This window comes from Streptomyces sp. AM 2-1-1 (assembly GCF_029167645.1).
Taxonomy (GTDB): domain Bacteria; phylum Actinomycetota; class Actinomycetes; order Streptomycetales; family Streptomycetaceae; genus Streptomyces.
This window is the reverse complement of record NZ_CP119147.1, coordinates 4,454,414-4,466,797: the sequence shown is the minus strand read 5'-3', so window position 1 is coordinate 4,466,797 and position 12,384 is coordinate 4,454,414. Positions and strand designations below refer to the sequence as shown.

10 protein-coding genes are annotated in these 12,384 nt (G+C 72.9%); 6 read left to right on the top strand and 4 right to left on the bottom strand.

What is annotated here, in order from left to right:
- Positions 1-124 precede the first annotated feature (124 nt).
- Positions 125-388, bottom strand: coding sequence for a WhiB family transcriptional regulator (locus PZB77_RS19625; RefSeq protein WP_003968728.1), 264 nt, complete (start codon positions 386-388; stop codon positions 125-127).
- Between the two features lie 758 nt (positions 389-1,146).
- Between PZB77_RS19625 and PZB77_RS19620 the strand changes: the two genes are divergently transcribed.
- The 3 genes from PZB77_RS19620 (at position 1,147) to PZB77_RS19610 (ending at position 4,101) form a co-directional block, all read left to right on the top strand.
- Positions 1,147-1,647, top strand: coding sequence for a cysteine dioxygenase family protein (locus PZB77_RS19620; RefSeq protein WP_275493913.1), 501 nt, complete (start codon positions 1,147-1,149; stop codon positions 1,645-1,647).
- A gap of 136 nt (positions 1,648-1,783) precedes the next feature.
- Positions 1,784-2,740 (top strand): 2-phospho-L-lactate transferase, encoded by a 957-nt coding sequence (gene cofD, locus PZB77_RS19615; protein ID WP_275493912.1) that lies wholly within the window; start codon positions 1,784-1,786, stop codon positions 2,738-2,740.
- Positions 2,737-4,101, top strand: coding sequence for a coenzyme F420-0:L-glutamate ligase (locus tag PZB77_RS19610; protein WP_275493911.1), 1,365 nt, complete (start codon positions 2,737-2,739; stop codon positions 4,099-4,101). Before cofD ends, PZB77_RS19610 begins: the two co-directional genes overlap by 4 nt.
- 9 nt (positions 4,102-4,110) lie before the next feature.
- Here the strand turns inward: PZB77_RS19610 and PZB77_RS19605 are convergent, their stop codons facing one another.
- The 3 genes from PZB77_RS19605 to PZB77_RS19595 form a co-directional block, all read right to left on the bottom strand.
- Complete coding sequence (locus tag PZB77_RS19605) at positions 4,111-5,127, bottom strand: DNA-3-methyladenine glycosylase 2 family protein (RefSeq protein WP_275493910.1); 1,017 nt, start codon at positions 5,125-5,127, stop codon at positions 4,111-4,113.
- A 117-nt stretch (positions 5,128-5,244) separates the two neighbouring features.
- Positions 5,245-6,336, bottom strand: a complete 1,092-nt coding sequence (locus PZB77_RS19600; protein ID WP_275493909.1) for an NDP-sugar synthase — start codon at positions 6,334-6,336, stop codon at positions 5,245-5,247.
- An 81-nt stretch (positions 6,337-6,417) separates the two neighbouring features.
- Positions 6,418-7,971: an N-acetylmuramoyl-L-alanine amidase gene (locus tag PZB77_RS19595; protein ID WP_275493907.1), complete on the bottom strand. Its 1,554-nt coding sequence runs from the start codon at positions 7,969-7,971 to the stop codon at positions 6,418-6,420.
- A gap of 137 nt (positions 7,972-8,108) precedes the next feature.
- Here PZB77_RS19595 and PZB77_RS19590 point away from each other — a divergent pair, with 137 nt between their 5' ends.
- The 3 genes from PZB77_RS19590 (at position 8,109) to PZB77_RS19580 (ending at position 12,363) form a co-directional block, all read left to right on the top strand.
- The gene (locus PZB77_RS19590) at positions 8,109-8,861 is read left to right on the top strand and encodes a TIGR03089 family protein (RefSeq protein ID WP_275493906.1); all 753 of its coding nucleotides are present in this window, start codon (positions 8,109-8,111) and stop codon (positions 8,859-8,861) included.
- 155 nt (positions 8,862-9,016) lie between these two features.
- Positions 9,017-10,348 carry an LCP family protein gene (locus PZB77_RS19585; protein WP_275493905.1) on the top strand — a complete coding sequence of 444 codons (1,332 nt, stop codon included), beginning with the start codon at positions 9,017-9,019 and terminating at the stop codon, positions 10,346-10,348.
- A gap of 224 nt (positions 10,349-10,572) precedes the next feature.
- Positions 10,573-12,363 (top strand): LCP family protein, encoded by a 1,791-nt coding sequence (locus PZB77_RS19580; protein WP_275493904.1) that lies wholly within the window; start codon positions 10,573-10,575, stop codon positions 12,361-12,363.
- Positions 12,364-12,384: the final 21 nt, after the last annotated feature.

Genomic DNA, 12,384 nt, shown 5'->3' with positions numbered 1-12,384 from the left:
CACGGCGCCGGTCCCACGCAGCGGGTCCGACCTGATCGCCGCCCGGGATCTCCGTCGGTCGTGGGGAGAACGCCTGCGGAGTTCACCGGTTCACGGGGAGAAGGGGGGTCCGGGTCCGTACCCGTCAGATCGCGGCCTTCTTCAGGCGCCGCCGCTCCCGCTCGGAGAGCCCGCCCCAGATGCCGAAGCGCTCGTCGTTCGACAGGGCGTACTCCAGGCATTCGGAGCGCACCTCGCAGGCGAGGCAGACCTTCTTGGCCTCCCGGGTCGATCCGCCCTTCTCCGGGAAGAAGGACTCGGGATCGGTCTGGGCGCACAGTGCGCGCTCCTGCCAGCCGAGTTCCTCGTCCGCGTCCTCGACCAGCAGTTGCTGGAACAGCTCGGTCATGTGCGCCCCTCGTCTGTCTCTCGCGTCCCCGTGACGTGACCGTCACTCTCCGTGCGGCCGAACAACACGAGTGAAATTACAAGTGTGTAGCTCCGGGCCGGTCAAGCGAGCTCCTGCTATTGGCCCTGGTATTCACTCTGCGGAACCAAACATACGCGGAAGGTTACCAAATCGCCAAAAAACCTGACATATGCCTAGGGCTCACTCGTTCCCCCCTTCTCAACGAGTGAGACGGGCGGAACTTCCGGGCCGGTTCGATTCGATCACCGAAGCGACCAAGATCACAGACGAGTCACAGACCGTCAGCGGGGTTCGGATGTCCGGACGATGCGCCACCTGTCCCGCCCCACCGGTGCACAAACCTTTCTGCTGATCTGCCGACCGGTGGGGGTGAAACATTGCCGCCAAAGGGGACGCCGAGTTGACAGCGCGGGGAGGGAGCCGGTCTCCTTGGCACCATGCCAGCGACCGTCGCGATGTACGCCTCCCACCTCCGTGGGTTCCGCACCGCTGTCCAGGCCCGCTGTTGCTGTTCCAGCTGTCGCTGCTGTTGACGCCCTCGCGGCTCCGGCACCGATCAGCGCCCACGCCCTGATCCCGCGCCTTCCGCGCCTCTGCCCCCAGCGGGCACGGCCGCGGCCGGACGCCACGGACCTCCACCGCCCCGCGCGCGAGACCGCCGTTCAGGCGCGTCCGTGCGGACCTGCCGGGCACCGCAACCCCCACGCGCACCACCGATGCCGAGGACCACCGCATCCATGAACAACGACAGCGACCTGCAGATCGCCGGCGACCTCCTGGAGGTCCAGCACCTCCTCCGGCCCGCGAAGCAACACCCCACCACCGTGGCCGAGTTCGCCGGTCTCGCCCGCACCATCGCCGCCGACCGCGCCCAGTGGGCCCCGCTCGTCGAGTACGACGCCACCACCCGCTGGTACCACCGGCTGCGCACCGGCCCCGGCTACGAGGTCTGGCTGCTCAGCTGGGTCCCCGGGCAGGGCAGCGGACGCCACGACCACGGCCCGTCCTCCGGCGTGCTGACCGTGCTGGAGGGCGAGCTGACCGAGCACACCGGGCACGGCAGCCGGAGCATCGGCGCGGCCGGGCAGCGGGTCTTCGCGCCCGGCTACGTCCACGAGGTGGTCAACGACTCCCTCGCGCCCGCCGTCAGCCTGCACGTCTACTTCCCCGGCCTGACCGAGATGCCGATGCACACCGCGCGTTGCGCCCCCGCCGCTCTGGACGCCCTCCCGGCCTGAGCCCGTCCCCCACGGACGCGGGTGGGCACCCGTCGCCCACCACCACCCCACAAACGATCAGGCTCCGCCCGACAGCCCCACCCGTCGCCCACCACCACCCCACAAATGATCAGGCTTCGCCTGACAGACTGAGGACATGCGCATTGTGGTTCTGGCCGGCGGTATCGGTGGTGCTCGTTTCCTGCGTGGCCTCAAGGAGGCCGCGCCCGACGCGGAGATCACCGTCATCGGCAACACCGGCGACGACATCCATCTGTTCGGGCTGAAGATCTGCCCCGACCTCGACACCGTGATGTACACCCTCGGCGGGGGCATCAACGAGGAGCAGGGCTGGGGGCGCACCGACGAGAGCTTCCACCTCAAGGAGGAGCTCGCGGCCTACGGGGTGGGGCCGGACTGGTTCGGGCTGGGCGACCGTGACTTCGCGACCCATGTGGTGCGCACCCAGATGCTGGGCGCCGGGTATCCGCTGAGCGCGGTCACCGAGGCGCTGTGCGCCCGCTGGCAGCCGGGGGTCCGGCTGCTGCCGATGTCGGACGACCGGGTCGAGACGCACGTGGCCGTGGAGGTCGACGGCGAGACCCGGGCCATCCACTTCCAGGAGTACTGGGTGCGGCTGCGGGCGTCCGTCCCGGCGCGGGCGGTCGTCCCGGTCGGCGCGGAGCAGTCCAAGCCGGCACCGGGGGTGCTGGAGGCGATCGGGGCGGCCGACGTCATCCTCTTCCCGCCGTCGAACCCGGTGGTGTCCATCGGCACGATCCTGGCGGTGCCCGGGATCCGGGAGGCCATCGCCGAGGCCGGGGTGCCGGTGGTCGGCCTCTCCCCCCTGGTGGGGGACGCGCCGGTGCGCGGGATGGCCGACAAGGTGCTGGCCGCCGTGGGTGTGGAGTCGACGGCCGCCGCGGTGGCCGAGCACTACGGCTCCGGGCTGCTGGACGGCTGGCTGGTGGACACCGTGGACGCCGGTGCGGTGGAGACGGTGGAGGCGGCGGGCATCCGCTGCCGGGCGGTGCCGCTGATGATGGCGGACGTGGACGCCACCGCCGAGATGGCCCGTCAGGCGCTGGCGCTGGCCGAGGAGGTACGGGCGTGAGCGCGGTGCTGCCCGGGGCGCCGGGGGACGCCGGGTCGGGCGTGCCCTCGTACCGGGTGTGGGCGCTGCCCGGGCTGCCCGAGGTGCGGGCGGGGGACGATCTCGCGAAGCTGATCGCCGCCGCCGAGCCGGGGCTGGCCGACGGGGACGTGCTGCTCGTCACCTCGAAGGTCGTCTCCAAGGCCGAGGGCCGGATCGTGGAGGCCGCCGACCGGGAGGCGGCGATCGACGCGGAGACCGTTCGGGTGGTGGCCCGGCGCGGCGCCCTGCGCATCGTCGAGAACCGGCAGGGTCTGGTGATGGCCGCCGCCGGGGTGGACGCCTCGAACACCCCGGCCGGGACGGTGCTGCTGCTGCCCGAGGACCCGGACCGCTCCGCCCGGGCGATCCGGGACGGGCTGCGGGACACGCTGGGCGTGGAGGTCGGGATCCTCGTCACGGACACCTTCGGGCGGCCGTGGCGGGCCGGGCTGACGGACGTGGCGATCGGGGCGGCCGGGGTGCGCGTCCTGGACGACCTGCGGGGCGGTGTCGACGCGTACGGCAATCCGCTGAGCGCGACGGTGGTGGCCACCGCCGACGAACTGGCCGCGGCGGGCGACCTGGTGAAGGGCAAGGCGGCCGGGCTGCCCGTCGCGGTGGTGCGCGGGCTCGGCCACGTGGTCACACCGGACGACGCCCCGGACGACGCCCCGGACGGGACGGTCGGGGCGCGGGCGCTGGTGCGGGGGGCCGCCGACGACATGTTCCGGCTGGGCACCTCGGAGGCGGTCCGGGAGGCGGTGACGCTGCGGCGCACCGTCCGGGAGTTCACCGGCGACCCGGTGGACCCGGGGTCCGTGCGGCGGGCGGTGGCCGCCGCGGTGACCGCTCCCGCCCCGCACCACACGACGCCCTGGCGGTTCGTGCTGCTGGAGTCCGAGGAGTCGCGGACGCGGCTGCTCGACGCGATGCGGGACGCCTGGATCGCCGATCTGCGGCGTGACGGGAAGAGCGAGGAGTCGATCACGAAGCGGGTGCGCCGGGGTGAGGTGCTGCGCGCGGCGCCGTACCTGGCGGTGCCCTGTCTGGTGATGGACGGTTCGCACACGTACGGGGACGAGCGGCGGGACGCCGCGGAGCGCGAGATGTTCGTGGTCGCGGCGGGGGCCGGGGTGCAGAACTTCCTGGTGGCGCTGGCGGGCGAGCGGCTCGGTTCGGCGTGGGTCTCCTCCACGATGTTCTGCCGGCCCGTGGTGCGCGAGGTGCTGGACCTGCCCGCGTCCTGGGATCCGCTGGGCGCGGTGGCGATCGGCCACCCGGCGACGGCTCCGCGCGAGCGGGCGGCCCGGGACGCGGCGGACTTCCTCACGGTGCGCTGAGGCCCCTCCTCAGAGCCGTGCGATGTCGCCCGGGGTCATCCGGGGGCCGCGGCGCGGCCGGCCGACGCCCGAGAGCAGGATCAGGCGGGTAGCGCGGTGGCGCTGGCCGGCGTAGGGGGCGAGCAGTTCCAGCATCCGGGTGTCGTCGGCGTTCCGCTCGTCCGCGAGGGCGTGGCCGACGATGCCCGGCAGGTGGTAGTCGCCGGTGGTGACGGCGTCCGGGGCGCCGTTGGAGCGCTGGAGCGTCTCGGCGGAGGTCCACGGGCCGATGCCGGGGACCAGTTCCAGCCGGGCCTTCGCCTCGGGGAACTCCATGCCGGCCGCCTCCTCCATGCGGTGGGCCACCCGCACCACGCGCAGCACGGTGTCCGAGCGCTTGGCGTCGACGCCGGCCCGGTGCCACTCCCAGGACGGCACCAGGGCCCAGGTGCGCGGGTCGGGCATGACGTGGAGCCCCAGTTCGGCGGTGGGGCCCGGTGCCGGTGTGCCGTACCGGCGGACCAGGAGCCGCCAGGCGCGGTAGGCCTCGGTGGTGGTGACCTTCTGTTCCAGGATCGACGGGATCAGGGACTCCAGCACCAGGCCGGTGCGCAGCAGACGCAGTCCTGGGCGGTGGTGCCGGGCGAGGGCCAGCAGCCGGTGGCGCGGTGCGAAGGCGTCCGGGTCGTCGCCGTCGCCGAGGAGTTCGGGCAGTCGGTCGAGGAGCCACTCGGCGCCGGGCCCCCACGCCGTCGCCCCGACCCGGCCCGACACCGCCGCGCGGACGCGCAGGGTGCCGGGGCCCGCGGGGGTGCGGGTGGCCCGCCAGACGGTGCCGTCGGGCAGCATCCGGAAGGTGGGGTCGCCGGCCCCGCGCCGCAGCGGTCCGAGGACCAGGCGGAGGTCGAACGGGCCCGGCGGCGTCCACTCCCGGGTCAGCGGCGCCCTCGGGGGCCCGGAGGTGACGGGTACGTCCTCGCGCACGGCGGGCGGCGCCTGCCGGGGCAGGCCGCTGCGCGCGGTGCGGGGGGCGAAGCGTCCTGCCACGGGTCGGCGTCCTCGGGTGGTTCGGCGGTGCGGGGCTCGTGCCCTTTCGAGGGTACGGCCGCGGGGTGCCGGGAGCCCGGCCCGGAGACGTACCTCACCGCGTGCCCGGAGAGGTCCTCACTGGTCGGAGGAGAAGCGGACCGACCCGTCCGGGAGGACCGCGTCGCACCAGACGCGGACGCCGTCGCGGAGTTCGTTGTCGGCGCCGACGTGGGCGCCGTCGCCGATGACCGCGCCGGTGAGGACCGTACGGGAGCCGATCCGGGCGCCTGCTCCGACGAGGGAGTCGGTGACGACCGCGCCGGCCTCGACGACCGCGCCGGCCAGGACCGCCGAGCCGGTGATCCGGGCGCCCTCGCCGATCACCGCGCCTTCGCCGACGACCGTGCCGCCGCTGAGCTTGGCGTCCGCGGCGACCTCGGCGCCCGGCAGCACCAGGCGTTCGCCGCACCGGCCGGGGACGGCCGGGGAGGGGGCGCGGCCGAGCACGAGGTCGGCGGAGCCGCGTACGAACGCCTGCGGGGTGCCGAGGTCCAGCCAGTAGGTGGAGTCGACCATGCCCTGGAGGTGGGCGCCCGAGGCGAGCAGGCCGGGGAAGGTCTCGCGTTCCACGGACACCGGCCGGTCGGCGGGGATGGTGTCGATGACCGAGCGGCGGAAGATGTACGCCCCCGCGTTGATCTGGTCGGTGACGATCTCCTCGGGCGTCTGGGGTTTCTCCAGGAAGGCGGTGACCCTGCCCGTGGCGTCGGTGGGGACGAGGCCGAACGCGCGCGGGTCCTGGACCCGGGTGAGGTGCAGGGAGACGTCCGCGCCGGAGTCGGCGTGCGTGCCGACCAGGGCCCGGATGTCCAGACCGGTGAGGATGTCGCCGTTGAAGATCAGCACCGGCTCGTCGGGACCGGAGGTGAGCCGGTGGGCCACGTTGCGTATCGCGCCGCCGGTGCCCAGCGGTTCGCGCTCGGTGACGTACTCGATGTGCAGGCCGAGGTCCGAGCCGTCACCGAAGTGCGGCTCGAACACCTCGGCCAGGTAGGAGGTCGCCAGCACGATGTGCTCGACCCCGGCCGCCCGCGCGCGGGCCAGCTGGTGGGTGAGGAAGGGGACACCCGCCGCCGGCACCATCGGCTTCGGCGTGCGGACCGTGAGGGGTCGGAGCCGGGTTCCCTTCCCGCCGACCAGGAGGATCGCTTCTCTTGCCTCTGTCACGGCGTCTGTTCTCTGCTTCCTGCCGGGGGCCGGCCCTCGTTCGGCTGGCCAGTGTATGCAGACCCGCCGGCCCGCCCCCGGTCAGCGCCCCTGGAGGCGGGCGGAGGTGGTGCGGGTCGTGCCGAGCTTCTTGTAGAGACGTGCTCCGGGGCATTCGGTTGCGAATCCGTCGCGATGGCCGGAGATGACGTTCATCTTGACCGATGTGCCCTTCTTGTACTTGTTGCCTCCACCGGAGACGAGGGTGGTGGTGCCCTTGGGGTTGGCGCCGAAGAGTCCGAGCTTCCAGGCGGTGAGCTTGGCGACGGCGGTCACCGCTGCCGCGGGCGGGTTGGTGGTGGCGAAGCTGCCGAGGACCGCGATGCCCATGGTGTTGGTGTTGAAGCCGAGCGTGTGCGCCCCGAGGACGGCCCTGGTGACACCGCCGGCCCGGCCCTCGTAGATGGTTCCGCACTTGTCGACGGCGAAGTTGTAGCCGATGTCCCGCCAGCCGCTGCTCTTCACGTGGTAGCGGTAGATGCCGCGCAGGATGGAGGGCACCTGGGAGCAGGTGTAGTTGTTCCCGGTGGCGCTGTGGTGGATGAACGCCGCCTTCACGGTCGTGGTGTACGCGAACTGGCTCTCGCGCAGCTTCTCGTCCGCGCCCCACCCCTTGCGGGTGACGATGCCCGGGCGGGGACCGATGTACGGCTTCGCCGCGGCGACGGCGGCCCGGGGCGCCCCGGTGTCCGGTGCGACCGCCGCGTCCGGTGCGACCGCCGCGTCGGGCACGACGGAGGTGTCCGGTGCGGCGGCATCCGGCACGACGGAGGCGTCCGGTGCGGCGGCATCCGGTACGACGGAGGCGTCCGGTACGACGGCGTCCGGTACGACGGTGTCGGGTGCGGTGGGCACCGCCAGTCCCTCCGCCCGTGCCTCGGCCAGCGTCTGCGCGAGGCTCAGCGCGGGCAGCACCGAGACCTCGGCGGTCTCGGCGCCGGCCGTTCCGGTGGTGCCCGTCTCCTCGCCGGCCGTCCCCGTCCCGCCGTCCGCCACCACGGTGCCCCCCGTGGGAATGCCCGGGGTGCCGGTGGCGGGCGCCGGGTCGGCGCCGGGGTCGACGAGTTCGAGGCGGAGTCCCTTCGGAAGGGCCGCCGGCTCAGCGGCGCGGCCGAAGAGGTCGATGACCGTGGGCCGCACCCGCACCTCGACGGCGTCGGAGGCGCCGACCCAGAGCGGGGCGGTCGCGCCGCGCACGGAGGCCGCGTCGCCCTCGGGGGTGCCGGGTTCCGCCGCGTGCTCGTCGTTGTGGGTCTCGACCGCCTGCCAGCCGGACCAGCGGGCGGTGCCGGTGGCGCGGGTCCGGACCTCGACCGTGCCGGGGAGTTCGGTCGCGGGGTCGTCCCAGACGACGCCGAGGAGGGAGAAGGGGCTGACCTCCCGGGGGGTGAGGCCCTGCGGCACGACGGGCGTCTCCTCCGCGGCACGGCTCTCCGTGAGGGGCACGAGCGGCAGGGACTGCGTCGAACCGGGCAGGTCGGCGGTCGGGGTGGCCGAGGCCGGCGGCGCGGGCAGCGCGGGGGTGGACGCGGCGAGCGAGAGGGTGAGTGCGGCCGCACAGGTGACGCCGATCGTTGCGGCGTGGAGAGTACGCATGTCTTTGATCCTCAATTAGGCTGATACGCCCGGCCACTCGACATCCCCCGGCCTCCCTGACGGCCCGTCTGCCGAACGGACGCCTCGTGCGCCCGTTCCCGGACCGCCCGGCGCGGGCGCCGCGTACGCTTGCCCGGATGAACGCCAGCGACCGCACCCCCGCCGACCTGCTGCGATCCGCGCTCCTCGCGGACCCGGCCCGCCCCCTGGTCACTTACTACGACGACGCCACCGGCGAGCGCGTCGAACTTTCGGTCGCCACCTTCGCCAATTGGGTGGCCAAGACCGCCAATCTGCTCCAGGGCGACCTGGCCGCCGAACCGGGTGACCGGCTCGCGCTGCTGCTCCCCGCGCACTGGCAGAGCGCCGTCTGGCTGCTCGCCTGCGCCTCGGTCGGCGTGGTCGCCGAGGTGGGCGGCGATCCGGCGGAAGCCGACCTGGTGGTGACCGGGCCGGACACCCTGGAGCGGGCCCGCGCCTGCCGCGGCGAGCGTGTCGCCCTGGCGCTGCGCCCGCTGGGCGGCCGCTTCCCCGTCGCGCCGGAGGGCTTCGCCGACTACGCGGTCGAGGTGCCGGGCCAGGGTGACCGGTTCGCCCCCTTCCAGCCGGTGGACCCCGACGCCCCCGCGCTGGTCGTGGACGGGACCCGGCTGACGGGTGCGCAGCTCGTGGCCCGCGCCCGCGAGGAGGCCGCCGCCCTGGGCCTCGTACCGGGCTCACGGCTGCTGTCGGGGCGTTCGTACGGCAGTTGGGAGGGCCTCGCCGCCGGGCTCTGGGCGCCGCTGGCGTCGGGCGGTTCGGTGGTGCTCTGCCGCCACCTCGGAGAGCTGGACGCACCGGCACTGGCCCAGCGGGTCGAGAGCGAGCGGGTCACCCACAGCGCGGTCTGACCCGGCGGTCCGACCCGCACGGCGCGACGGACGCGCTCCGGCCGGCGCGGTACGAAGAACGCCGCGGGGGTCACTCGTCCGGCCCCCTCGCGGGCCCGGTCCCCGGGCTGGGCGGCGACGCGGGTACATCATCGGCGGTACCGACCACCCCGAGGATGGACGCAGACGTGACCGACAGCGCTGGCACGCCGGCCGACCCCGGCCCCGATCACCCGGACGGCGACGACGGACCGCGGGACGACGCACCGGGAGACGACGCCTCCCGGGACGACGGAGCGCGGGACGGGGGCGGACGGCGGGAGGCGGGGGACGGCGCGGGGCCGCGGACCTGGGCGGACCGTCCCCGGGCCGCACGTCGGCAGGGCGCCCGGCGTCACTGGGTGCGGTGGACCGCCCTGGGGGCCTCGCTCGTCGTCCTGGTCGCGGCGGGCGTCGGCTGGTGGCTGTACCGGAAGCTGGACGGCAACATCCGCACGGACACCGGGGCGGAGGCCGAGCTGCGGGCGTACGAGCGGGAGCGTCCCACCGCTCTCGTGACGGACGCCCAGAACATCCTGCTCGTCGGCTCCGACAGCCGGGCCGGTGACAACGCGAAGTACGGCCGGGACGACGGCGGGCGCCAGCGGTCGGACACGGTGATCCTGCTCCACCTCGCGGCGGACCGGAAGAGCGCCACCGCCGTGTCCGTGCCCCGGGACCTCATGGTGCGGATCCCCCGCTGCCACAGCCCCGGGGGCAAGACGACCGGCGCCCGGTTCGCCCAGTTCAACTGGGCGTTCGAAATGGGTGGTACGGCCTGCACGGTCCGGACCGTGGAGCTGATGACCAGGATCCGCGTCGACCACCACATGGTCGTGGACTTCAGCGGGTTCAAGGAGATGGTCGACGCGGTCGACGGGGTGGAGATCTGCCTCGACGAGCCCGTCGACGACTCCGCCGCCCATCTGAAGCTGCCCGCCGGGCGCCACACGCTCGACGGGGAACAGGCGCTCGGGTACGTACGTGCCCGCAAGTCGCTCGGCAACGGCAGCGACACCGAGCGGATGAACAGGCAGCAGCAATTCCTCGGCGCCCTGGTGAACAAGGTGCAGAGCAATGGCGTCCTGCTCAATCCGGCGCGGCTCTACCCCGTTCTCGACGCGGCCACGAAGTCGCTGACGACCGACGCCGGCCTGGACTCGCTGCGCGACCTCTACGGACTGGTCCGGGGAATGCGGAATGTGCCGACGGAGAAGGTGCAGTTCCTGACCGTCCCGCGACAGCCCTACCGGCAGAACGCGAACCGTGACGAACTGGTGCAACCCGACGCCGACGAGCTTTTCGCGCAGCTGCGCGAGGACGTCCCGGTCACGGTCGTTCCGGCCGGGAAGCCGGGTGGCGGGCCCGCCTCGGCGCGCGGCACCGCCCCGGCGGCCGGCACCGCCGGGGCCTCTCCCGCTCCCACCTACTCGGGGCGGAATGCTGCGGATGACCTGTGTAAGCGGTAAAGCATTTCTCAAGCAGAACGGAACAATCGACGTGGAATGAGTGGAATGCCCGGTTGTAGGGGGCGTGCAATGCGTCACGCTCGTCGCTGGACTCCTGGACGGACGGATAGTGTGACGCGATCCAGTGCTTGCGGCCTTCCGGCCGCGCACTTCTGGAACGCAGATGTGGAGCGCCTTTTCGGGGGAGGCGCCTCGGGTGGCACCGACGGAGGACCCAGACAACCGTGGATGCGCAAAGCCGTGGACGTGCGGACGATATCGACCCCGCGGACCAATGGGTGCTCAACCCGCAGACCGGCCATTACGAACTGCGACTGAACCACTCCGAAGAGCATGCGGCGCCCGTCGACGAGGGACCCCGCATTCCGCGCGGCCGGAACGAGACGGCCGCCGGAACTCCCCGCCAGGGCGGTCGCCGCCGGGCCCCTTCCCCCGTCTCCCCCGCGTCGGACGATGACGAACCTCCGCGCGGGGACGAGACGGTGCCCGCCCGGCGCAGCCGCCGGGCGGAGGCGCCCAAGCAGCCCGCGCAGACCTCCGCGAGCCGCCGGCGCAAGGCGCCGAAGAGCCGCAAGAAGAAACTCCTGGTGTGGACGAGCGGCGTGACCGCCTTCCTCGTCATCGCGGGGGCGGGCGGCGCGTACGCCCTCTACCGGCACTTCAACGGCAACATAGGCACGATCGACGTGGGCGACGCCGGCAGCAAGGACGTCACCGGTTCGGGGCCGATGAACATCCTGATCATCGGCACCGACAAGCGCACCGGTGAGGGCAACGAGGGGTACGGCGACTCGGGCAGCGTCGGCCACGCCGACACCAACATCCTCTTCCACGTCTCGGCGGACCGCACCAACGCGACCGCGCTCAGCATCCCGCGCGACCTGATGACGGACATACCCGACTGCGAGACGAAACGGGCCGACGGCACGACCGAGGTGATCCCCGGGACGGAGAACACCCGCTTCAACAACAGCCTGGGCCAGGAGGACCGTGACCCCGGCTGCACCATGCGCACCGTCAAGGAGATAACCGGTCTGTCGGTCGACCACTTCATGATGGTGGACTTCAACGCGGTCAAGGAGATCTCCACGGCGGTCGGCGGCGTGGAGGTGTGCATGGCCAAGGCGATCGACGACCCCAAGTCCCACCTCGTGCTGCCGAAGGGCCGCTCGAAGGTGTCGGGCGAGAAGGCGCTCGCCCTGCTGCGGACCCGGCACAGCTTCGGCAACGAGAGCGACCTGGACCGGATCAAGGTCCAGCAGCAGTTCCTCGGCTCGATGATCCGTCAGATGAAGTCGGACGACACCCTGACGAGCCCTTCGAAGCTCTTCAAGCTCGCCGAGGCGGCCACCAACGCGCTGACGGTCGACTCGGGCATCGGCTCGGGGACGAAGCTCGCCACCCTCGCCAAGGAACTCGCGAAGGTCGACACGAAGAACATCACCTTCACCACGGTGCCGGTCATCGACAACCCGGACGAGCCCAAGCCGATCACCGTCGTCCTTCACCCCACCGACGCCGAACCGCTCTTCTCGATGATGCGCGAGGACGTCTCCCTCACCGAGGTGGCGGCGGAGAAGAAGGCCGCGGCCGACAAGAAGAAGAGCGCGCAGGAGGCCCTGCTGGAGGGGGCGCGGGCCGACGCCGCCGACGTACGGGTGGACGTCTACAACGGCGGTGACGTCGAGGGCGCGGCGGGCGCGACCGTCAGCTGGCTCCAATTGGAGAAGGGCGTGCTGAAGTCCACGAACAAGTCCAACGCACCGGCCAAGATCGCCAGGACGACGCTCGCGTTCGCGCCCGACCAGGCGGATCAGGCCCGCGCGCTCGCCGACATGATGGGGCTGCCCGCATCGGCCCTCCAGCAGGGCACCGCCGACGCCGAAGGGCTGGAAGCGATGACGCTGACGCTCGGCGCCGACTTCAAGGGGGCCGGGGTGTCGATCACCGCACCCAAGGAGGCGCCCACCGACATCCAGAGGGCTAGCGCCGACAAGGCGGTGTGCAGCGAGTGAAACCCGTTCGCCACGCCACCG

What these genes read in the sequence shown, in the direction of transcription:
- cofD (WP_275493912.1), top strand. Translation starts at nt 1,784, where the DNA reads ATGCGCATTGTGGTTCTGGCCGGCGGTATCGGTGGTGCTCGTTTCCTG.
- PZB77_RS19620 (WP_275493913.1), top strand. Translation starts at nt 1,147, where the DNA reads ATGAACAACGACAGCGACCTGCAGATCGCCGGCGACCTCCTGGAGGTC.
- PZB77_RS19585 (WP_275493905.1), top strand. Translation starts at nt 9,017, where the DNA reads ATGGACGCAGACGTGACCGACAGCGCTGGCACGCCGGCCGACCCCGGC.
- PZB77_RS19595 (WP_275493907.1), bottom strand. Translation starts at nt 7,971, where the DNA reads ATGCGTACTCTCCACGCCGCAACGATCGGCGTCACCTGTGCGGCCGCA.
- PZB77_RS19625 (WP_003968728.1), bottom strand. Translation starts at nt 388, where the DNA reads ATGACCGAGCTGTTCCAGCAACTGCTGGTCGAGGACGCGGACGAGGAA.
- PZB77_RS19590 (WP_275493906.1), top strand. Translation starts at nt 8,109, where the DNA reads ATGAACGCCAGCGACCGCACCCCCGCCGACCTGCTGCGATCCGCGCTC.